Origin of the sequence: Pseudomonas sp. DL (assembly GCF_047199225.1) — a bacterium.
In the GTDB taxonomy this organism is placed as follows: Bacteria; Pseudomonadota; Gammaproteobacteria; order Pseudomonadales; family Pseudomonadaceae; genus Pseudomonas; species Pseudomonas aeruginosa.
In genome coordinates this window covers 4267771-4288333 of record NZ_CP178323.1, presented here as the reverse complement: position 1 = coordinate 4288333, position 20563 = coordinate 4267771, and the positions used below count along the sequence as shown (strand labels likewise).

General features: G+C 66.7%; 19 protein-coding genes. 11 read left to right on the top strand and 8 right to left on the bottom strand.

What is annotated here, in order from left to right:
- Positions 1-6: 6 nt before the first annotated feature.
- Entirely contained in the window at positions 7-174 is a 168-nt protein-coding gene (gene napE, locus ACI766_RS19870; protein WP_003082429.1) for a periplasmic nitrate reductase, NapE protein, read from the bottom strand.
- 221 nt (positions 175-395) lie between these two features.
- Between napE and ACI766_RS19865 the strand changes: the two genes are divergently transcribed.
- From ACI766_RS19865 to ACI766_RS19850, 4 genes are all read left to right on the top strand, one after another.
- Positions 396-998, top strand: coding sequence for an outer membrane protein (locus ACI766_RS19865; protein ID WP_003082431.1), 603 nt, complete (start codon positions 396-398; stop codon positions 996-998).
- Positions 999-1077: 79 nt separating this feature from the next.
- On the top strand, positions 1078-1755 hold the full coding sequence (phoP, locus tag ACI766_RS19860) for a two-component system response regulator PhoP (protein ID WP_003082436.1): 678 nt from the start codon (positions 1078-1080) through the stop codon (positions 1753-1755).
- A complete protein-coding gene (gene phoQ, locus ACI766_RS19855; RefSeq protein WP_003082438.1) occupies positions 1752-3098 on the top strand; it encodes a two-component system sensor histidine kinase PhoQ in 1347 nt (448 codons plus the stop codon). The genes phoP and phoQ overlap by 4 nt, the downstream gene beginning before the upstream one ends.
- Positions 3099-3199: 101 nt before the next feature.
- Positions 3200-6562, top strand: coding sequence for a diguanylate cyclase (locus tag ACI766_RS19850; RefSeq protein WP_009876084.1), 3363 nt, complete (start codon positions 3200-3202; stop codon positions 6560-6562).
- 3 nt (positions 6563-6565) lie between these two features.
- Here the strand turns inward: ACI766_RS19850 and ACI766_RS19845 are convergent, their stop codons facing one another.
- Entirely contained in the window at positions 6566-7567 is a 1002-nt protein-coding gene (locus ACI766_RS19845; RefSeq protein WP_003106595.1) for an AraC family transcriptional regulator, read from the bottom strand.
- A 335-nt stretch (positions 7568-7902) separates the two neighbouring features.
- On the opposite strand from ACI766_RS19845, the gene dctA reads away from it, so the two are divergent.
- Positions 7903-9213 carry a C4-dicarboxylate transporter DctC gene (dctA, locus tag ACI766_RS19840; RefSeq protein WP_003133810.1) on the top strand — a complete coding sequence of 437 codons (1311 nt, stop codon included), beginning with the start codon at positions 7903-7905 and terminating at the stop codon, positions 9211-9213.
- A gap of 74 nt (positions 9214-9287) precedes the next feature.
- Here the strand turns inward: dctA and ACI766_RS19835 are convergent, their stop codons facing one another.
- Positions 9288-10178, bottom strand: coding sequence for a LysR substrate-binding domain-containing protein (locus ACI766_RS19835; protein WP_003109209.1), 891 nt, complete (start codon positions 10176-10178; stop codon positions 9288-9290).
- A gap of 201 nt (positions 10179-10379) precedes the next feature.
- Here ACI766_RS19835 and ACI766_RS19830 point away from each other — a divergent pair, with 201 nt between their 5' ends.
- From ACI766_RS19830 to ACI766_RS19815, 4 genes are all read left to right on the top strand, one after another.
- Positions 10380-11009, top strand: a complete 630-nt coding sequence (locus ACI766_RS19830) for a glutathione S-transferase family protein (RefSeq protein WP_003112463.1) — start codon at positions 10380-10382, stop codon at positions 11007-11009.
- The gene (locus tag ACI766_RS19825) at positions 11006-12025 is read left to right on the top strand and encodes an LLM class oxidoreductase (RefSeq protein ID WP_003112461.1); all 1020 of its coding nucleotides are present in this window, start codon (positions 11006-11008) and stop codon (positions 12023-12025) included. Before ACI766_RS19830 ends, ACI766_RS19825 begins: the two co-directional genes overlap by 4 nt.
- A gap of 101 nt (positions 12026-12126) precedes the next feature.
- Entirely contained in the window at positions 12127-13266 is a 1140-nt protein-coding gene (locus ACI766_RS19820) for an acyl-CoA dehydrogenase family protein (protein ID WP_003082447.1), read from the top strand.
- A gap of 88 nt (positions 13267-13354) precedes the next feature.
- Positions 13355-14536, top strand: a complete 1182-nt coding sequence (locus tag ACI766_RS19815) for a CaiB/BaiF CoA transferase family protein (RefSeq protein WP_058148897.1) — start codon at positions 13355-13357, stop codon at positions 14534-14536.
- A 1-nt stretch (position 14537) separates the two neighbouring features.
- On the opposite strand, the gene ACI766_RS19810 is transcribed toward ACI766_RS19815, so the two are convergent.
- From ACI766_RS19810 to ACI766_RS19800, 3 genes are all read right to left on the bottom strand, one after another.
- Complete coding sequence (locus ACI766_RS19810) at positions 14538-15035, bottom strand: SprT family zinc-dependent metalloprotease (protein ID WP_003082453.1); 498 nt, start codon at positions 15033-15035, stop codon at positions 14538-14540.
- Positions 15036-15202: 167 nt separating this feature from the next.
- A complete protein-coding gene (locus tag ACI766_RS19805) occupies positions 15203-15802 on the bottom strand; it encodes a Yip1 family protein (protein ID WP_003082455.1) in 600 nt (199 codons plus the stop codon).
- A 158-nt stretch (positions 15803-15960) separates the two neighbouring features.
- Positions 15961-16554: a DNA-J related domain-containing protein gene (locus ACI766_RS19800; RefSeq protein ID WP_003082458.1), complete on the bottom strand. Its 594-nt coding sequence runs from the start codon at positions 16552-16554 to the stop codon at positions 15961-15963.
- Positions 16555-16656: 102 nt separating this feature from the next.
- On the opposite strand from ACI766_RS19800, the gene ttcA reads away from it, so the two are divergent.
- Both ttcA and ACI766_RS19790 read left to right on the top strand, forming a co-directional pair.
- A complete protein-coding gene (gene ttcA, locus ACI766_RS19795) occupies positions 16657-17481 on the top strand; it encodes a tRNA 2-thiocytidine(32) synthetase TtcA (protein WP_003082462.1) in 825 nt (274 codons plus the stop codon).
- 46 nt (positions 17482-17527) lie between these two features.
- The gene (locus tag ACI766_RS19790) at positions 17528-18199 is read left to right on the top strand and encodes a DNA-3-methyladenine glycosylase I (RefSeq protein ID WP_003086605.1); all 672 of its coding nucleotides are present in this window, start codon (positions 17528-17530) and stop codon (positions 18197-18199) included.
- A 1-nt stretch (position 18200) separates the two neighbouring features.
- Here the strand turns inward: ACI766_RS19790 and ACI766_RS19785 are convergent, their stop codons facing one another.
- Both ACI766_RS19785 and ddaH read right to left on the bottom strand, forming a co-directional pair.
- Positions 18201-19619 (bottom strand): basic amino acid/polyamine antiporter, encoded by a 1419-nt coding sequence (locus tag ACI766_RS19785; RefSeq protein ID WP_003449150.1) that lies wholly within the window; start codon positions 19617-19619, stop codon positions 18201-18203.
- A gap of 104 nt (positions 19620-19723) precedes the next feature.
- Positions 19724-20488: a dimethylargininase gene (ddaH, locus tag ACI766_RS19780; RefSeq protein WP_003086612.1), complete on the bottom strand. Its 765-nt coding sequence runs from the start codon at positions 20486-20488 to the stop codon at positions 19724-19726.
- Positions 20489-20563: the final 75 nt, after the last annotated feature.

Here is a 20563-nt window from a genome sequence, read left to right as displayed (position 1 = left end):
CCGACCTCAGGCCGGCGGCCCGGGCGGGCCGGCCAGTAGCTGGTACATCCAGACGCAGAAACCGAAGCCGCCGACCAGTGCGACGGACAGCAGCGGGAACAGGCAGATCACGAGAAACAGGAAGAGCCTGGCTTCCATGCCCTTGACGCGTCCCTGGTCGGGTTGTTCGTTCATTGGCCCAGCCTCTATGCAGGCGACTGTAGAAAGCCTAGACCCTACTTGCAGTACGGGCAAAAACCTCGCCGAGCCGGCGCGCGGCAGCCTGGAAACAGAGCGTTCGCCGGCAAACGCGAGTCGTTCAGCCCGGGTTCAGCAAGCGTTCAGGGGCGGTTCAGTACCCTGTCCGTACTCTGCAAGCCGTGAACGACACGACTCTCGCAGAACGGAGAAACACCATGAAAGCACTCAAGACTCTCTTCATCGCCACCGCCCTGCTGGGTTCCGCCGCCGGCGTCCAGGCCGCCGACAACTTCGTCGGCCTGACCTGGGGCGAGACCAGCAACAACATCCAGAAATCCAAGTCGCTGAACCGCAACCTGAACAGCCCGAACCTCGACAAGGTGATCGACAACACCGGCACCTGGGGCATCCGCGCCGGCCAGCAGTTCGAGCAGGGCCGCTACTACGCGACCTACGAGAACATCTCCGACACCAGCAGCGGCAACAAGCTGCGCCAGCAGAACCTGCTCGGCAGCTACGACGCCTTCCTGCCGATCGGCGACAACAACACCAAGCTGTTCGGCGGTGCCACCCTCGGCCTGGTCAAGCTGGAACAGGACGGCAAGGGCTTCAAGCGCGACAGCGATGTCGGCTACGCTGCCGGGCTGCAGGCCGGTATCCTGCAGGAGCTGAGCAAGAATGCCTCGATCGAAGGCGGCTATCGTTACCTGCGCACCAACGCCAGCACCGAGATGACCCCGCATGGCGGCAACAAGCTGGGCTCCCTGGACCTGCACAGCAGCTCGCAATTCTACCTGGGCGCCAACTACAAGTTCTAAATGACCGCGCAGCGCCCGCGAGGGCATGCTTCGATGGCCGGGCCGGAAGGTCCGGCCGCATCTCATCCGGAGGAACCTCATGAAACTGCTGGTAGTGGAAGACGAGGCGCTGTTGCGCCACCACCTCTATACCCGCCTGGGTGAACAGGGGCACGTGGTGGACGCGGTACCGGATGCCGAGGAAGCCCTCTACCGGGTCAGCGAATACCACCACGACCTGGCGGTGATCGACCTCGGCCTGCCGGGCATGAGCGGCCTGGACCTGATCCGCGAGCTGCGTTCGCAGGGCAAGTCCTTCCCGATCCTGATCCTCACCGCCCGCGGCAACTGGCAGGACAAGGTCGAAGGCCTGGCCGCCGGGGCCGACGACTACGTGGTCAAGCCGTTCCAGTTCGAGGAACTGGAAGCGCGCCTGAACGCGTTGCTGCGACGCTCCTCGGGGTTCGTCCAGTCGACCATCGAGGCCGGCCCCCTGGTCCTCGACCTGAACCGCAAGCAGGCGCTGGTCGAGGAGCAACCGGTGGCGCTGACCGCCTACGAATACCGCATCCTCGAATACCTCATGCGGCATCACCAGCAGGTGGTGGCCAAGGAACGCCTGATGGAACAGCTCTACCCCGACGACGAGGAGCGCGACGCCAACGTCATCGAGGTGCTGGTCGGCCGCCTGCGGCGCAAGCTGGAGGCCTGCGGCGGCTTCAAGCCGATCGATACGGTGCGCGGCCAGGGCTACCTGTTCACCGAGCGCTGCCGGTGATCCGTTCCCTGCGCATCCGTCTGATGCTCGGCGCCGCCGCCCTGGCGGTGCTGTTCATGCTGGCGCTGCTGCCGGCCCTGCAGCGGGCCTTCGGCATCGCCCTGGAGAACACCATCGAGCAGCGCCTGGCCGCCGACGTGGCGACCCTGGTCTCGGCGGCGCGGGTGGAGAAGGGCCGCCTGGTGATGCCCGAGCACCTGCCGGTGGAGGAGTTCAACCTGCCGGAGGCCAAGGTCCTCGGCTATATCTACGACCAGAATGGCGATCTGCTCTGGCGCTCCACCTCGGCGGCCGACGAGTCGATCAACTACACGCCGCGCTACGACGGCCGCGGCAACGAATTCCACACCACCCGCGATGCGAAGGGCGAGGAGTTCTTCGTGTTCGACGTCGAGATCGACCTGCTGCGCGGCAAGCAGGCGGCCTACAGCATCGTCACCATGCAATCGGTCAGCGAGTTCGAGAGCCTGCTCAAGGGGTTCCGCGAGCAGCTCTACCTGTGGCTCGGCGGCGCCCTGCTGGTCTTGCTCGGGCTGCTCTGGCTGGGTCTGACCTGGGGCTTCCGGGCGATGCGCGGGTTGAGTTCCGAGCTGGACCAGATCGAATCCGGCGAGCGCGAGAGCCTGAGCGAGGAGCATCCGCGCGAGCTGCTGCGCCTGACCCACTCGCTGAACCGCCTGTTGCGCAGCGAGCACAAGCAGCGCGAGCGCTACCGCCACTCCCTCGGCGACCTGGCGCACAGTCTGAAGACGCCGCTGGCGGTCTTGCAGGGGGTCGGCGACCAGCTCGCCGAGGAGCCCGGCAACCGCGAGCAGGTGCGGGTGCTACAGGGCCAGATCGAGCGCATGAGCCAGCAGATAGGCTATCAGTTGCAGCGCGCCAGCCTGCGCAAGAGCGGCCTGGTACGCCATCGCGAGCAACTGGCGCCGCTGGTGGAGACCCTGTGCGACGCGCTGGACAAGGTCTATCGCGACAAGCGGGTAAGCCTGCAGCGGGACTTCTCGCCGTCCTTCAGCGTGCCGGTGGAGCGCGGCGCGCTGCTGGAACTGCTCGGCAACCTGCTGGAGAACGCCTATCGCCTGTGCCTGGGCCGGGTCCGCGTGGGCGCCCGGCTGGGGCCGGGTTACTCGGAGCTGTGGGTCGAGGACGACGGTCCCGGAGTGCCTGCCGAACAGCGCGCACGAATCATCCGCCGCGGCGAGCGCGCCGATACCCAGCACCCGGGGCAGGGCATCGGCCTGGCCGTGGCGCTGGACATCATCGAGAGCTACGACGGCGAACTGAGCCTGGACGATTCCGAGCTGGGCGGCGCCTGCTTCCGCATACGTTTCGCTACAGTCTGAGACTTGGCGGCCGTTACCTACGTCTGAGGTGTTTCCGCGCTACGCTGAAGTCTGTTCGGCTGGCGCAGTTCCTTTGACGCAGGTACCGGGGATTCGAGCGGATGTTCAGTGGCAAAACCGACGACAGGGGCTTGTGGGCGGGCATCCAGGCCGGTGTGCTGTTCTTTCTCGCCGCCCTGGCCTGCATCTACCTGTCGCGCCAGCCCGCCACCATCGCTGCGATCTGGCTGCCCAACGCGATCCTCACCGCCGCCCTGCTGCGCGCGCCGCTGCGCCAGTGGCCGGCGATCCTGCTCTGCTCCGCCGTGGCCAACCTGGCGGCCAACCGCCTGTATGGCGACAGCCTGTGGATGAGCGCGGCGTTCCTGCCGGCCAACCTGAGCGAAGCGATCTTCGCCGCGATGCTGTTACGCATCAACCGGGTGCGCGAGGACTTCGAATTCAACCTGCATTCGGCGGTTCGCGTGCTCTGGGCCGGCGCGCTGATTCCGCCCTTGCTCGGCGCCTCGGTGGGCGCGGTGCTGGTCAGCGTCTTCGGCATGGGGCGTTTCCCGGAAATGTGGGCGCGCTGGTACGTGGGCGATGCGATGGGCATGCTCGCGCTGCTGCCGTTATGCATGGCCAGCAACCTGGCGGCCTGGCGTCACGCTCTGTCGGGGCGGGCGGGAGTGGACAACGCGATGCTCCTGCTGGTGACCCTGGTGATCAGCTTCGTGGCCCTGACGCGCCTGCCCTACGCCTTCATCTACGTGCTCCTGCCGCTGCTGGTGGCCGCCGCCAGCACCAGCGTGTTCGGTACCGCGCTGATCGGTTGCCTGAACACCTGTTTCATCGCCGTGCTGATCGCCCTCGGCGTGTTCGTCCCCGAGTCGTCCCAGCAACGTTTCGGCGAGCCGCTGCTGTACCTGCCGATGGCCTTGACCCTCATTCCCGCCTTCCTGGTCTCGGTGATCATGGAGCGCAGCCGCCGCGAGCAGCATCAGGTGGCCATCGGCGAGGCGCAGTTCCGCGGCGCCATGGAATTCTCGGCGATCGGCATGGCCCTGGTGTCGCTGGAGGGGCGGCTGTTCAAGGTCAACGAGGCGCTGTGCCGGATGCTCGGCTATTCCGCCGAACGCCTGGGCGAGCTGTCGTTCCAGGAGATCACCTATGTGGACGACCTGGAACTGGACCTCGACCTGGTGCGCGACCTGCTCGCCGGGCGTATCAACTCCTACCAGATGGAGAAGCGCTACCTGCGCCAGGACGGCGAAACCTTCTGGGCGCGCATCAGCGTGTCGCTGGTGCGCGACGAGGAGGGAGTCGCCCAGTACTTCGTCACCCAGGTGGAGGATATCGACAGTCGCAAGCGTGCCGAGCTGGAGCGCGAGCGCCTCGCCGAACGGATCAAGCTGGCCACCGACGCTGGGCAGATCGGCATCTGGGAGTGGGACCTGGCGCGCAACCGCCTGCACTGGGATTTCCGCATGTTCGACCTGTACGGCATCCGCAGCGGTCCCGGGGAGACCACGGTGGAGCAGTGGAAGGCGAGCCTGCATGTCGAGGATCACGACCGCGTGCTGCGCGAGCTGGAGCGCGCCGTCAGCGGGTTGCAGAAATTCGACTGCGAGTTCCGTATCGTCCGCCCCAACCGCGAGGTTCGCCACCTGCGGGCGATCGCCACGCTGACGCGCGACGAGGACAACCGTCCGGTGCGGATGATCGGCATCAACAGCGACATCACCGAGATCCGCACCCTGGCGGAAACCCTGCACGAGGAAAAGGAACGCCTGCAGGTGACCCTGTATTCCATCGGCGATGCCGTGTTGACCACCGACGCCGGCGGCCGCGTGACCTTCATGAACCCGGTGGCCGAGGCGATGACCGGCTGGACCTTGCAGGACGCCATCGGCGCGCCCCACGAACTGGTCTTCAACGTGCTCGACAGCGACACCGGCGAGGCCTTGGAAAGCCCGGTGCGACGCTGCCTGCAGAACACCCGGGTGTTCTACCTGGAGGACGGCGCCACGCTGATCAGCCGCAAGGGCGAGCAGCACGATATCCAGAATTGCGCGGCGCCGGTGCGCACCCGCGATGGCGAGATCATCGGCACCGTGCTGGTGTTCCAGAACGTCACCAAGGCCCGGGCGATGCAGCGCGAGCTGAGCTATCACGCCTCCCACGATGCCCTCACCGGGCTGTTCAACCGCACCAAGTTCGAGGAGGAGCTGCAACGCGCCCTGGCCAACGCCCAGGAGCGGGCGACCCAGCATGCGCTGTGCTTCATCGACCTCGACCGCTTCAAGGTGGTCAACGATTCCGCCGGGCACGCGGCGGGCGACATGCTGCTGCGCGAGCTGAGCCGGATTCTCGCCGACCGCACCCGCGCCTCCGACACCCTGGCGCGGCTGGGCGGCGATGAGTTCGGCCTGCTGCTGTTCGATTGCGACCTGGCGGAGGCGGAGCAGGTGGCGAGCAAGCTCATCGAGCAGATCTGCTCGGTGCGCTTTCCCTGGGAAGGGCGGCTCTACGACGTGGGCGCGAGCATCGGTATCACCGCCCTTACCGCCACCTCGCGCAGCACCAGCGAACTGATGAGCCAGGCCGACGTGGCCTGCTACGCGGCCAAGCATGCCGGGCGCAACCGGGTTTCGGTGTACCAGTTCGGCCATGAGGAAGTGGAGCGCCAGCACCGCGACATACTCCTCGCCAGCGGGCTGCGCGAGGCCCTGGAGAACGACCGCTTCCAGTTGCAGGCGCAGGAGATCGTCCCGGTCGGCCCCCGCCGCGACGGCGACCGGCACTACGAGCTGCTGCTGCGACTGTACGATCCGGATGGCCAGATGACTCCGCCGGGCGCCTTCATCCCGGCCGCCGAGCGCTTCAACCTGATGGCCAGCATCGACCGCTGGGTGATCAACGAGGCGCTGATCAACTTCGGCGCGCGGATCGCCGCGGTGGAGGGCCTGAGCATCGGCATCAACCTGTCCGGCAACTCGCTCAACGACCCGCTGTTCCTGCCTTACCTGCTGGATCGCATCGAACACTCGCCGCTGAGGCCGGAGCGCCTGTACTTCGAGCTGACCGAGACGGCGTTGATGAACCAGTTGTCGGTGGCTTCGCGGATCGTCGCCAAGCTGCGCGACCTCGGCTGCAAGGTGGCGCTGGACGACTTCGGCTCCGGCCTGAGTTCCTTCAATTACCTGAAGAATTTCGTCGTCGACGTGATCAAGATCGACGGCAGCTTCGTCCGTAACCTGGACAAGAGCCCGGTGGACCAGGCCATCGTCGACTCCATCAACCAGATCGCCCACCGCCTGGGCGCGGTGACCGTGGCCGAGTTCGTCGAGAGCCGGGAAATCCTCGATCACCTGGCGCGCCTCGGGGTGGATTTCGCCCAGGGCTACGCGGTCGGGCGGCCGCAGCCGTTCGCCACGGTGCTCGACCAACTGCGCAGCGGGCTTCGTCGCCAGGAGCTGGGCTGAGCTTCAGGCTTCCGCCTGGTGCCGGTACGCGCCGGGGGTGAGGCCGGTCCACTTCTTGAACGCGCGATGGAAGGCCGAGGGCTCGGAAAAGCCGAGCTGCTCGGCGATGTCCTGGATCGATAGCTCGTCCCGACCCAGGTGGTAGATCGCCAGGTCGCGGCGCAGGTGGTCCTTGAGTTGCTGGAAGCTGCCGCCTTCCTCGCGCAGGTGGCGTCGCAGGGTCTGCGAACTCATGTGCAGTTGGCGGGCGACCTGGTCGAGGTCTGGCCAGCGCCGGCAGTCGCGGCCGAGCAGGCGGCGGATCTGGCTGGTCAGGCTGTCGCCGCCGTCCGGGCGCGCCAGCAGGTCGGCGGGAGAGTGCTGGAGGAACTGCTTGAGGGTGCGTTCGTCCTGCAGCAGCGGCATGCCCAGGTAGCGGGCGGCGAACAGCAGGCTGGTGCAGCCGGCGGAAAACCGCCGGGGGCAGGGAAACAGCAGGTCGTACTCGGCCTGGTGGTCCGGCGCCGGGTAGCTGAAGGTGGCTTCCTCCAGGCGGATGCGCTGGCCGATCAGCCAACTGGCGAGGCGGTGCCAGATCACCAGCAGGCTTTCGGCGAGGAAGTGATCCGGGTCCGACAGGTGGCGTTCCTCGAGGCTCAGGCGCACCAGGTCGCCGTCGCGCCGCAGGTGGATCAGCGGCGCCTGGGGGAACAGGCCGTAGAACAGTTCGCCGCGCTGCAGGGCCTTTTCCAGGGTCCGGCAATGAATCAGGGTGTGGCACATCATGGCGAAGGTGCCGCGCTTGCTGCGGACTTCGCCGAAGCCCATGTATTCGTCGTCCAGCACTTCCCAGAGCAACTGCATCAGGCGGGTGAACTGCTCCGGCGCGATGCGTGCCCGCGGTTCGTCCAGCAGGGCCGGCTGGATGCCGGCGCGACGCAGCAGGGCGGGGCCGTCCAGGCCTTGGCGCGTGGCCCCGCGCAACGCGGCGCGGACGAAATGGCTGGCGATGGTGCGCTCACGCATGGCGGCGTCCTTGTTGTTGGAACGGCGATGGTAGGGCGCCACCCGGAAGACGACAAGGGTGGTGGCGGACTCCCGCCATGCTCGCGCGGCACAGCCGGCCCGCCGGGCGGTAATCCGCCACGCTTAGCCCGCTATGCAATTTTCATTTATTATTTAACTTGTTGATATATAAGGATTTTATTTAGATAAAGAGCATCCTGGCACAGCCTCTGCAATGCCTGGGCAAGGTTCCGCCGCGGCGGTTCACGACAAAAAATCTCCCCAGCAAGGGGGGTAACGCTACCGGTGAGCGCGTTCCAGGGAACTGGCGAAGCGCCCCCGTGAGGACTCTGCCCATGACCAAACAACCCTTCTACAAGAGCCTGTACGTGCAGGTTCTGGTCGCCATCGCCATCGGTATCGCGCTCGGCCACTGGTACCCGGAAACGGCGGTGGCGATGAAGCCGTTCGGCGACGGCTTCGTCAAACTGATCAAGATGGCCATCGCGCCGATCATCTTCTGCACCGTGGTCACCGGCATCGCCGGCATGCAGAGCATGAAGTCGGTCGGCAAGACCGGCGGCATGGCGCTGCTGTACTTCGAGGTCGTCTCCACCGTGGCCCTGATCATCGGCCTGGTAGTGGTCAACGTGGTCCAGCCGGGCGCCGGCATGCACGTCGACCCGAACACCCTCGACACCAGCAAGATCGCTGCCTACGCCGCTGCCGGCGAGAAGCAGAGCACCGTCGACTTCCTGATGAACGTGATCCCCGGCACCGTGGTCGGCGCGTTCGCCAACGGCGACATCCTCCAGGTCCTGTTCTTCTCCGTGCTCTTCGGCTACGCCCTGCATCGCCTGGGCAGCTACGGCAAGCCGGTGTTCGAGTTCATCGAGCGCGTCTCCCACGTGATGTTCAACATCATCAACGTGATCATGAAGGTCGCCCCGATCGGCGCGTTCGGCGCCATGGCCTTCACCATCGGCGCCTACGGCGTGGGTTCGCTGGTGCAGCTCGGCCAACTGATGCTGTGCTTCTACATCACCTGCATCCTGTTCGTGCTCATCGTCCTCGGCGGCATCGCCCGCGCCCACGGCTTCAGCATCCTGCGCTTCATCAAGTACATCCGCGAGGAGCTGCTGATCGTGCTGGGCACCTCGTCTTCCGAGTCGGCCCTGCCGCGGATGATCGACAAGATGGAGAAGCTCGGCTGCAACAAGTCGGTGGTCGGCCTGGTGATTCCCACCGGTTACTCCTTCAACCTCGACGGCACCTCGATCTACCTGACCATGGCCGCGGTGTTCATCGCCCAGGCCACCGATACGCCGATGGACATCACCCACCAGATCACCCTGCTGCTGGTGCTGCTGATCGCTTCCAAGGGCGCCGCCGGCGTCACCGGCAGCGGCTTCATCGTGCTCGCCGCGACCCTTTCCGCCGTCGGCCACCTGCCGGTCGCCGGCCTGGCGCTGATCCTCGGCATCGACCGCTTCATGTCCGAAGCCCGCGCGCTGACCAACCTGGTCGGCAACGGCGTGGCCACGGTAGTGGTTTCCAAGTGGTGCAAGCAGCTCGACGAGGGCACCTTGCAGCGCGAACTGGCCGGCGAGGGCAACGCTTCGTCGCCTGCCAGCGATATTCCGGTGGGCGGCCGCGAAGCGGTCTAAGCTCAAACCTGTTCGGCAGGGGGAAGTGAAGAGCTCCCTGCCGCCCTTCGAACCCGCCCTCGTGGCGGGTTTTTTTATGCCTCGGCGGCGGCCTGCTCGCGCAGCCAGGCGAGGAACAGCGAGAGGGGCGCTCGTTGCGCCGCTCCTGGCAGGCTCACCGCGTAATAGGCGAAGCGGCTCGGCCAGGGCCGCTCGAGGGCGACCGCCAGGCGGCCGCTGGCGATCTCGGCGCGGGCATGGATCTCCCGTACCAGCGCGATACCCTGGCCGGCCTCGGCGGCGCGAACCAGCAGCAGGTCGTCGGCGAAAGCCGGACCTCTCTCGCTGCGCGGGTCGTCCTCCACCCCCATCGCCCGCAGCCACAGGCGCCAGTCATTGCGCTCCGACTCCTGCAACAGTGGGTAGGCCAGGCAATCGATCGCTTCGCGGATCTCAGGACCTTCCGCCAGCAGGCGCGGGCTGGCCACCGGGATCAGCGGCGGGGCCATCAGTGCCTGCACGTCGAGTCCGGGGTAGTCGCCGAGCCCGTGGCGGATGGCGACGTCGATTCGTTCCCGGCGCAGGTCGGCGAGCAGTGCCGTAGCCTCCACGCGGACTTCCACCTGCGGGTGCGACGCGCTGAATTGACCGAGGCGCGGCACCAGCCAGGTGGCGGCGAAGGAGGGCTCGGTGCTGACCGTGAGGGTCTGGCGGGCATTGATCGCCTCCAGCTGGGCAAGGCTCGCGGTGATCTGCTCGAAGGCCTGGCGGAGGCCGGGATAGACCTGCTCGCCCTCCGGCGTCAGGCGCATGCCATGGCTGAAGCGCTGGAACAGGACGACGCCGGTGCGCGCCTGCAGAGCCCTGAGCTGCTGGCTTACCGCGCCGGGAGTGACGCCCATGGCCGCGGCCGCGCGGGTGAGATTGCCATGGCGGGCGGTTTCGACGAAAGCGCGTAGCGCGAGGAGCGGGAGGACGGCACCCATGAATTCAGTTTTTCTATAAACAGGTTGTAGAAAGGATCGTTTTTCATCCGCCGGCCTGGGCTTCAGCATGTGTGGCGAAACGAGAGACTTTAGCCTAGCTGCTTTCTTCGGTGTGCGGGAAGCGGCCGAGGCGGTTTCCCCGGTCGGCGCCGCCCCCATCGCCCAGGCGCCGGATAGTCCAGCGCTGCAAGGATACTTGCCATGCCTTCCCTCCAGCTCTACAGCGACAGTTCACCCAACGGATTCAAGATCACCATCGCCCTCGAGGAACTGGGGCTGCCCTACGCACTGCACCACGTTCGCATCGACCATGGCGAGCAACGCCGCCCGGAATTCCTGCGCCTGAATCCACATGGCCGGATACCGGTGCTGGTAGACCGGGCCGCCGGCATCACCCTGTTCGAGTCGGCGGCGATCCTGCAGTACCTGGCGGAGACCAGCGGGCGGTTGCTTCCCGACGCCCCCCGGGAACGCTGGGAGGCCCTGACCTGGCTGACTTTCCATGCTTCCAGCATGGGGCCCATCCTCGGCCAGCGCGTGCATTTCGAGATCTTCGCCGAAGAGCGGTACCCGCCGGCCATCGAACGCTATCGGCGGCTCTCCGAGGAGGTTTTCGCCACCCTCGACCAGCGCCTGGCCGGACGGCCCTGGCTGGCCGGTGAGCAATACTCCATCGCCGATATCGCCACCTTCGGCTGGACCCATACGGCGCGGATTGTCGACTTCGACTTCAGCCATTATCGCCACCTGGACGACTGGCACCGGCGCATGGCCCTGCGGCCTGCGGTGCAGCGCGGGATCCTCCTGCCGGAACCGGCGGTGGGTCCATGAGCGCCCTGCTGCAAGGCGCCTCGGCGCCGGCCTTCGTCGGGCACCCTGGCTATCGGCGCATGTTCGCCGCAGACGCGCTGACCCTGGGCCTGTTCCTGCCGTTGCGTTTCTACCAGGGCGACATGCGGGTGCTGCTGGGCCAGGCGCGGTTGGTCGAAGAAATCGATCGACTGGGATTCGCCGCCGTCTGGGTACGCGACGTACCGCTGTTCGACCCACGCTTCGGCGATGCCGGACAAGTGTTCGACCCGTTCACCTACCTTGGCTATCTGGCCGCGCGGACCCGCCGTATCGCCCTGGCCACCGGCAGCGCGGTGCTTGCCCTGCGCCAACCGGTCGACCTGGCCAAGGCCGCGGCGAGCGTCGACCGGTTGTCCGGCGGACGCCTGGTGCTGGGCCTCGCCTCCGGCGACCGGCCGGTGGAGTTCCCCGCCTACGGGTTGGAGCATGCGCAGCGCGGCGAGCGGTTCGCCCAGGGCCTGGACTACCTGCGCCAACTGCTGCACGGCTGCCGGCACGTCGCCTCGCCGCTCGGTACGCTGGACGACGCCGAACTGTTGCCGCGTCCGCCGGCCGGCGCCATCCCGCTGGTCGTCACCGGCTCCGCGCGGCAGCCGGCGGACTGGCTGGCACGCCAGGCGGATGGCTGGCTGACCTATCCGGAGTCGACTGTCGATGCGTCCGGACCACGTCGCCTGGCCCGGAAGATCCGCGCCTGGAGGATGTCCATCGCGGACGGCGGGTTCCGCCCGCACATGACCAACGAATGGCTGGACCTGGTGGACGACCCGGCGTATCCGCGTACGCCGTTGCACGGCGGCTACGTCCTGCGCACCGGGCGCAACGGCCTGATCGAGCTGCTCGGCGAATGGCGCGCGGCGGGCGTCAACCATGCCGCCCTGGGCATCCAGTTCGCCGCCAGGCCGGCAGCGGAAGTCATCCAGGAACTGGCCGAGGAGGTGCTGCCGTTGTTCCCGTCCCACCCGGGCGTGCAGCCGGCGAGCATGGACTGGTAGCTGACCGATTCGGTCAACCGAGCCTGAGCGCTCGCGTCATTGAGGGCGCCGGCCGGCGCCGCCTACCCTGCGGAACCACTGACCGCAGGGAGTCCCCGTACATGCAACGGCAGATCTTCGAGACCGAACACAACCTGTTCCGCGATGCCTTCCGCGCCTTTCTCGACAAAGAGGTGGTACCGCACCAGGATGCCTGGGAAGAGGCCGGGGTGGTCGACCGCGCTGTCTGGAGGAAGGCGGGGGAGATGGGCTTCCTGCTGCCCTGGGCGGACGAGGAGTACGGTGGCGCCGGGCTCAAGGACTTCCGCTACGAGCAGATCATGTGCGAGGAGCTGGCGCGGATCAACGAGCCGGGCTTCATGATCCCGCTGCACTCGGCGTTGTGCGGGCCGTACATCGCCGAATACGGTAGCGCCGAGCAGAAGGCCCGCCTGTTGCCGGGGATCGTCCGTGGCGAGACCATCCTCGCCGTGGCCATGACCGAGCCGTCCGCCGGCTCCGACCTGGCCGGCATGCGCAGCACCGCGGTGGACAAGGGCGACCACTGGCTGCTCAACGGCTCCAAGGTGTTCATCTCCAACGGCCTGCTGGCCGACCTGGTGATCGTCGCGGCGAAGACCGATCCGGCGAACAAGCACGCCATGGGCCTGTTCCTGGTGGAGCGCGGCATGCAAGGCTTCGAGCGCGGGCGCAACCTGAAGAAGCTCGGCATGAAGAGCCAGGACACCGCCGAGCTGTTCTTCAACAATGTGCGGGTGCCGAAGGAAAACCTGCTGGGCGACGCCAAGGGCGGCTTCTTCTACCTGATGAACATGCTCGCCCAGGAGCGCCTGACCAACGCCTGCGGCGCGGTGGCCGGGGCCGAGGCGGCGTTGCAGGCGACCATCGACTACGTGAAGGAGCGCCAGGCCTTCGGCCGGCCGGTGGCGCACTTCCAGAACACCCGCTTCAAGCTCGCCGAAATGCGTACCCAGATCGACGTGGCGCAGGTCTTCACCGACCGCTGCGTGATGGACCACAACCAGAAGAAGCTGTCCCCCGAGGTCGCCGCCGAAGCCAAGCTGTTCACCACCGAGCTGCTGGGCAAGGTGGTCGACGAAGGCGTGCAACTGCATGGCGGCTGGGGCTACATGTGGGAGTATCCGATCTGCAGGATGTACGCCAACGCCCGCATCCAGCGGATCTTCGCCGGTACCTCGGAGATCATGAAAGAGATCATCAGCCGCGGCATGAAGCTCTGACGCCACGGCCATGTCGCGCCGCGCGGCGGGTGGATAGGCTGCTCGGCAGGCGATCCCGACCAATGCCCGGCGACCCAGAGGAGGGAGCATGAAAGGCCCGTTGTCATCGTTGAAAGTGCTGGATTTCTCGACCCTGTTGCCGGGGCCGTTCGCCTCGCTGCTGCTGGCCGACATGGGGGCGGACGTGCTGCGCGTGGAGTCGCCCGGGCGCATGGACCTGGTGCGGGTGCTGCCGCCGCACGTCGACGGCACCTCGGCCAGCCATGCCTACCTGAACCGCAACAAGCGTTCCATCGGCCTCGACCTGAAGCGGCAGGGCGCGCGCGAGGTGGTGCTGGAGCTGGTACGCGAATACGACATCGTCCTCGAACAGTTCCGTCCGGGGGTGATGGACAAGCTCGGCGTCGGCTACGAGGCGCTGAAGGCGGCGAACCCGCGGCTGATCTACGTGGCCATCACCGGCTACGGCCAGACCGGGCCGTACTGCGAGCGCGCCGGGCATGACATCAACTACCTGGCGCTGGCCGGCGTCGCCAGCTACACCGGGCGCCGCGAGCGTGGCCCGTTGCCGCTGGGGGTGCAACTGGCGGACCTCGCCGGCGGTTCGTTGCATGGCGTGATGGGCCTGCTGGCGGCGGTCATCCACCGGCAGCAGACCGGCGAGGGGCAGTTCGTCGACATCAGCATGACCGACTGCGCCTTCAGCCTGAACGGCATGGCCGGTGCAGGCTATCTCGCGGCCGGGGTCGAGCCGGAGATGGAGGCGCTGGCGCTGAACGGCGGCAGCTTCTACGACTACTACCGCACCCGCGATGGCCGCTGGTTCTCGGTGGGCAGCCTGGAACCGCAGTTCATGCAGCAGTTCTGCGCCGCCATCGGCCGCCCGGAACTGGCCGCCCGCGGCCTGTCGCCGAAGCCGGAAGAGCAGCGGGCGCTGAAGCGCGAGATCGAGATGGAGTTCGAGAAACGCGACTTCGCCGAATGGCAGGCGGTGTTCGCCGCCCTGGATGCCTGCGTGGAGCCGCTGCTGCCGCTCTCCGAGGCGCTGGAACACCCGCAGTTGCAGGCGCGCGGGCTGGTCGCCCGGGTGCCGCTGGCGGACGGCGGCAGCCAGGCGCAGATGGCCTGTCCGATCAAGTTTTCCGCCGGCCTGCCGGCGCCTCGCCACATCGGCGCGGCGCTCGGCGCCGACACCGTGGCGGTGCTCGAAGGCCTGGGCTACTCCGCCGAACGGATCGCCGAGCTGAAGGCGGCCGGGGCCATCGCCTGAATCACTCGCGGAGCACTTCGCCGGTGAACACCAGGGTCGCCTTGCAGCGCCGGCAGTAGTAGCGGCGCCCCTTGGCCACCAGGGTGTGGCGTTGCGGGGAGAACGGGAAGTCGTTGTGCTCCGGGCAATGGCAGCGGTACAGGTAGCGGGTGGTGGCGCGGCGCTTGACCGCGTAGGTGTGGCAGCGGTCCGGCGGCAGGCCGTAGATGCCGCGCATGATCAACTGCCACTCCTCGCCGTGGGGGCGGATGCGCGGGCCGAACAACTGGTGCGCGATCAGGTGCGCGACTTCGTGGGCCACGGTCTGTTCCAGGAAGTGCTCGCGGTTCTCGCGGTACAGCTGGGGATTGAAGCGCAGCAGGTTCTCGTCGAGATGGGCGACCCCGGCTTTCTGGCCGCGCAGGCGGAAGCTGACGGTCGGGCGGGGGAAGCTGCGTTGGAAGAAGTGTTCGGCCTGCCGATAGCAGGCCTCGACGCGGGCGTTGAGGTGTTCGGGCATTCGGGAAGACTCCAGCAGCGGGCGATTATGCCGGAGACAGGAGGGCGGGCGCAGGCGTCGGGACGACCGCTCGTCCGGGGTGCAGGATCAGGCAAGCGCGGCGGCGGGCAAGAAAAAACCGGGCGGCGGTTGCCCGCGGCCCGGTCGTACGATGCGTTCGCTGGACGTCAGCTGGTGTATTCCGGGCCGACCCCGCTGCCCCAGAGGATCACCGACAGGGCGATCATCGCCACCAGCACCACCAGGCCCACCGCCAGCACCGAGCTGGAGAACAGGAAGCCTTCGTCCTTGTGGATGTTCATGAAGGTGGGAATCCCCACGTAGAGCAAGTAGACCGTGTAGCTGATCGCCGCCACCCCGACGATCATTCCCAGCCAGAGGTGCGGATACAGCGCCGCCAGCCCGGCGATGAACAGCGGCGTGGCGTTGTAGGCGGCGAACACGATGCACTGGGTCAGGCTCGGGTTGGCGTCGTAGGTCCGCGCCATCCAGTGGATGAACGCGCCCATCACCGCCACCCCGGCGAGCATCGCCAGGTAGGTGAGGACCGTCATCTGCAACGCGCTGGCCTGGGTCAACTTGACCGGATCGCCGCCGCCGACCACCCAGCCGACCTGGGTCGTGCCGATATAGGCGGAAATCGCCGGAATGGCAGCCAGGATCAGGATGTGGGTCAGGTACATGTGGCTGATGCTTTCTTCTTCGCCACGGATTTCCTGCCATTCCTGATCGGGATGGGTGAAGAGCCCCCATACATGATGGATCATGCCGTTTCCTCCTCGTTCTTATGTGGTCGCCCCCCAGCGAAGCGCCGGGCGCGCATGGACAGCGCCACCCGGTGCTCGGCCGACCTATGCGACCTTATGTCGCAGTATAGGAACGGCCCGAGCCCGCGTCGCTCGCGGGTTTAGAGCAAATCGAAGCTTCACGGCCGGCTGTAATAGCGTTGCAGTATTTCCATCGCCTTGTTGATCGATTGCAGGCGCGCAGTGCTGCCGCCGCGGTCGGGATGGTGCTGGCTGACCAGTTGCCGGTAGCGCAGCTTGATGGCGGGATAGTCGACCGCGCCCTCCAGCTCGAACAGGGCGAGGGCGGCAGCCTTCTCCTCGCTGCCCTGCATGCGCGTCCAGAAACTCTGCAGCAGCCGCTCGACGTCGGCCTCGCTGGTCTCCCCCAGGTGACGCAGGTCGAGGTAGTAGTCGCGCAGCGGATCGCCCTGTTCCAGCGCCTGCGTGCCATCCACGTAAGGATGCAGGCGCAGGCTCAGCGGGCTGATCTCCAGGTGCGCCTCGCGCTCGGCCCAGAGGTGGTCGCGCAGGTGGTAGAGCGCGTTGAACAGGAGGAAATGGGTGCGGAACAGCACCAGCTTGTCGGCCAGTTCGCGATGGGGGATATGCGTCGAATGGCGGGCCTTCAGCAGCTGGATCAACTGGTATTCGGAAAGCCCCTCGGGATGCTCGCGCAGCAGGCAGAGGATCTGCCCGGCGAGGTCGAGGCGGTGGTCGAGGTCGGGAGTCATGGGACAAGACTAGCATCGGGCGTCGGGAGGGGCTGGGGTCGGCGTCGCTTTGTGCGTAAAATAGCCAGCTTTTCTCCTCGAACACCCGGATTCCAGAGCACCATGGGCACCCTTTCGGTCAATCAGAACAAACTGCAGAAGCGCCTGCGCCGCCTGGCCGGCGAGGCCATCACCGACTTCAACATGATCGAGGATGGCGACAAGGTCATGGTCTGCCTGTCCGGCGGCAAGGACAGCTACACCATGCTCGACATCCTGCTCTACCTGCAGAAGGTCGCGCCGATCCGCTTCGAGATCGTCGCGGTGAACATGGACCAGAAGCAGCCCGGTTTTCCCGAGCACGTCCTGCCGGAGTACCTGAAGTCGATCGGCGTGGAGTACCACATCGTCGAGAAGGACACCTACTCGGTGGTCAAGGAGAAGATCCCGGAAGGCAAGACCACCTGCTCGCTGTGCTCGCGCCTGCGCCGTGGCACGCTGTACACCTTCGCCGACGAGATCGGCGCGACCAAGATGGCCCTCGGTCACCATCGCGACGACATCCTCGAGACCTTCTTCCTCAACATGTTCTACGGCGGCACCCTGAAGGCCATGCCGCCGAAGCTGCTGGCCGACGACGGGCGCAACGTGGTGATCCGGCCGCTGGCCTATTGCAGCGAGAAGGACATCGAGGCCTATTCCCAGCTCAAGGAGTTCCCGATCATCCCCTGCAACCTCTGCGGTTCGCAGGAGAACCTGCAGCGCCAGGTGGTCAAGGAAATGCTGTTGGAATGGGAACGCAAATCGCCGGGGCGTACCGAGATCATGTTCCGCGCCCTGCAGAACGTGGTGCCGTCGCAACTGGCCGACCGCAACCTGTTCGACTTCGCCAACCTGCGCATCGACGAGAACGCCACGCCGCGCTTCCTCGACGTGATGAACCTCTGAGCCGCGCCGCGGGTCAGTTCTTCTCTCCGGTCTGCAAGGATTCCCGATGCGCGACTACGCCTGGATGTACGAATACTGCCTGAACCGCTTCGGCTCCAGGGAGGCGCTGGAAGCGCGCCTGCCGCAGCCGAAGAGCGCCGCCGAGCTGCGCGCGGTGGGTGACGACCGCTACCTGTCGCTGATCAGCCTGCGGATCTTCCGCGCCGGCCTCAAGCACAGCCTGGTGGACGCCAAGTGGCCAGCCTTCGAGGAAGTGTTCTTCGGCTTCGATCCGCAGAAGGTCGTGCTCATGAGCGCCGAGCATCTCGAGCGGCTGATGCAGGACGCCCGCCTGATCCGCCACCTGGGCAAGCTCAAGAGCGTGCCGCGCAATGCGCAGATGGTGCTCGACCTGGCCCGCGAGCATGGCAGCTTCGGCAACTTCCTCGCGGATTGGCCGGAAACCGACATCGTCGGCCTGTGGAAGCTGCTGTCCAAGCGCGGCAACCAGCTCGGCGGCTTGTCGGCGCCGCGTTTCCTGCGGATGGCCGGCAAGGACACCTTCATTCCCAGCGACGACATGGTCGCCGCGCTGAAGGCCCAGGAAATCATCGACAAGCCGCCCACCAGCCTCAAGGACCTAGCGGCCGTCCAGGGAGCCTTCAACCAGTGGCGCGAGGAGAGCGGCCGGCCGCTGTGCCAGCTGTCGGTGATGCTGGCACATACGGTCAATCATTGAGCTAGAGGCTCAGCCGACCGCTGCCGATCATCCACAGCGCCGCCAGCGCGAGGACCAGCACCAGCGCCGCGACGCTGCCTTCGGCGCGATTGCCGAACGCCGGCAGGCCGCGCTGGCGACGGGCATGCAGGAAGAAGCCCAGGCCTGGCGCGTAGAGGATCATCGACAGCAGCAGGTATTTCAGCCCGGCGGCGTAGATCAGCCAGACCCCGTAGAGCGTCCCCAACAGCGCCAGCGCCAGCATCGCGCCCGAGTGTGGGCGGCGCGCCACCAGCTTCAGGCAGAAGCCGGCGCAGAGCAGGTAGGGGATCAGCGCCATCGAGGTGGCCAACTGGATCAGCGCGTTGTAGCCCGAGGCGTTGAGGAAGGCCACCAGCAGCAGCGCAGAGATCAGCGTGCTGGTCAGCCACAGTGCCGGCGCCGGGGTTTCCACCGTATTGGTGCGGCCGAACAGTGCCGGCGCGGTGTGCGTTGGGCCACGGCTGGCCAGGTAGAGCATTTCCACCGCGAGCATGGTCCAGGCCAGCAGCGCGCCGCCGACCGAGACGATCAGCCCGACGTTGATCAGCGTGGCGCCCCAGGGGCCCACCGCCGCGGCCATCACCTGGGCCATCGAGGGGTTCTTCATCTGCGCCAGTTCGTGCTGCGGCACCACGCCCAGCGACAGCACCGAGACGCAGACCAGCAACAGCAGGGTGACCACGAAGCCGAGCAGGGTTGCGCGGCTGACATCGGCCGCGTGCCGCGCGTGGCTGGCATAGACCGTGGCGCTCTCGATGCCGAGGAATACCCAGACGGTGTAGAGCATGGTGGTTTCCACCTGGCGGGTGACGCTGCCCAGGGCCGGGCTGCCCCAGAAGTCCAGGTGAAAGGTCTCGATGCGGAAGGCCAGGGCTACGCAGAGGATGAACAGGGCGATCGGCACCACCTTGGCGAGGGTCACGATGGCGTTGGTGATCGCCGCGTTGTGCACGCCGTGGAGGACGAAGGCATGCATCAGCCAGAGCACCGTCAATTCGCCGAGCAGCGCCGGCCAGGTGGTTCCGTCGCCGAAGAAGGCCAGCGCGCCGAACGAGCCGAGGGCGCTGAACAGCACCACCAGGTAGCCGGCGTTGCCGACCCAGGCGGAAATCCAGTAGCCCCAGGCGGCATTGAACCCCAGGTATTCGCCGAAGCCTTCGCGGGCGTAGCCGTAGACGCCGTCGTCCAGTTCGGGGCGGGTGGTCGACAGCCACTGGAATATCCGCGTCAGGGTCAGCATGCCGACGAAGGTGATCGCCCAGGCGATCAGGATCGCGCCGGCGCCTGCGCCTTCGGCCATGTTCTGCGGCAGGCTGAAGATGCCGCTGCCGATGATGCCGCCCACCACCAGCGCGGTCAGCGCCGGCAGCCCCAGTTTTCCCTTGTCCGAATCGGCCATGTGGCACCTCCGAAACTGCATCCGGTATGTCGCGCCCGGCGCAGGCGGAGCCTGCGCCGGGGTGCGACGGCGGGAGGCGGCGGGTCGGTCCGCCGCGGCATGGTTCAGAAGCGCAGCGACATGCAACTGACGCCGCCGTCGATCTTGCGATATTCGGAGGTGTCCACCTCGATCACCCGGTAGCCGAGGCGGGCGATCTTCTCGCGGGTCCGGGGATAGCCGGCGGGCATGATCACCCTTTCGTTGACCCAGATGCAGTTGGCGGCGTAGGACTCCTCTTCGGGGATCTCGATGATGTTGAAGTCCTGGAACTCCGGCTTGCTGACGAACTCGCCGGCGGCCAGCAGGTTGTTGTGTTCCAGGTAGGCGAGCCCGGTCTTCAGGTGCAGGACCTTTTCCAGGCGCACCACCGAGCCGCTGAGGCCATGTTTCTCCAGGATCGCGATCATCTGCCGGGCGCCCTCGGCGTTGGTGCGGGCCGATTCGCCGATGTAGAAGTGGTCGCCGACCATCATGATGTCGCCGGCTTCCACCGTGCCGGGTGCCTCGATGCGCTCGACCTTGCCCGGATAGAAGCGCTGCACGGTTTCCTCGATGATCTCGGTCTCGCCGCGCCGCGATTCGGCGCCGGGGCGGGTGATGATGGCGCAGCGCGAGGTGCAGAGCACCGGGTCCTCGACGAACACCGAGTCGGGGAAGCGTTCGTCCGGCGGCAGCAGGGTGATGTCCACGTCGCAGGTCTGCAAGGCGCGGATGTAGGCGTTGTGCTGCTCCAGGGCCTTGGCGTAGTCCGGCTTGCCGAGGTGGCTGGAGGTCAGGCCGTCGACCAGGCTGCGGGCGGGCGTGCGAGCGATGATGTGCTTGAACATGACGATTTTCCTCGTGTGGGGACGACGAGGTCGTTGCAAGCCACGCGCCAGCCAACGCCCGGGAATTGCCTTGGA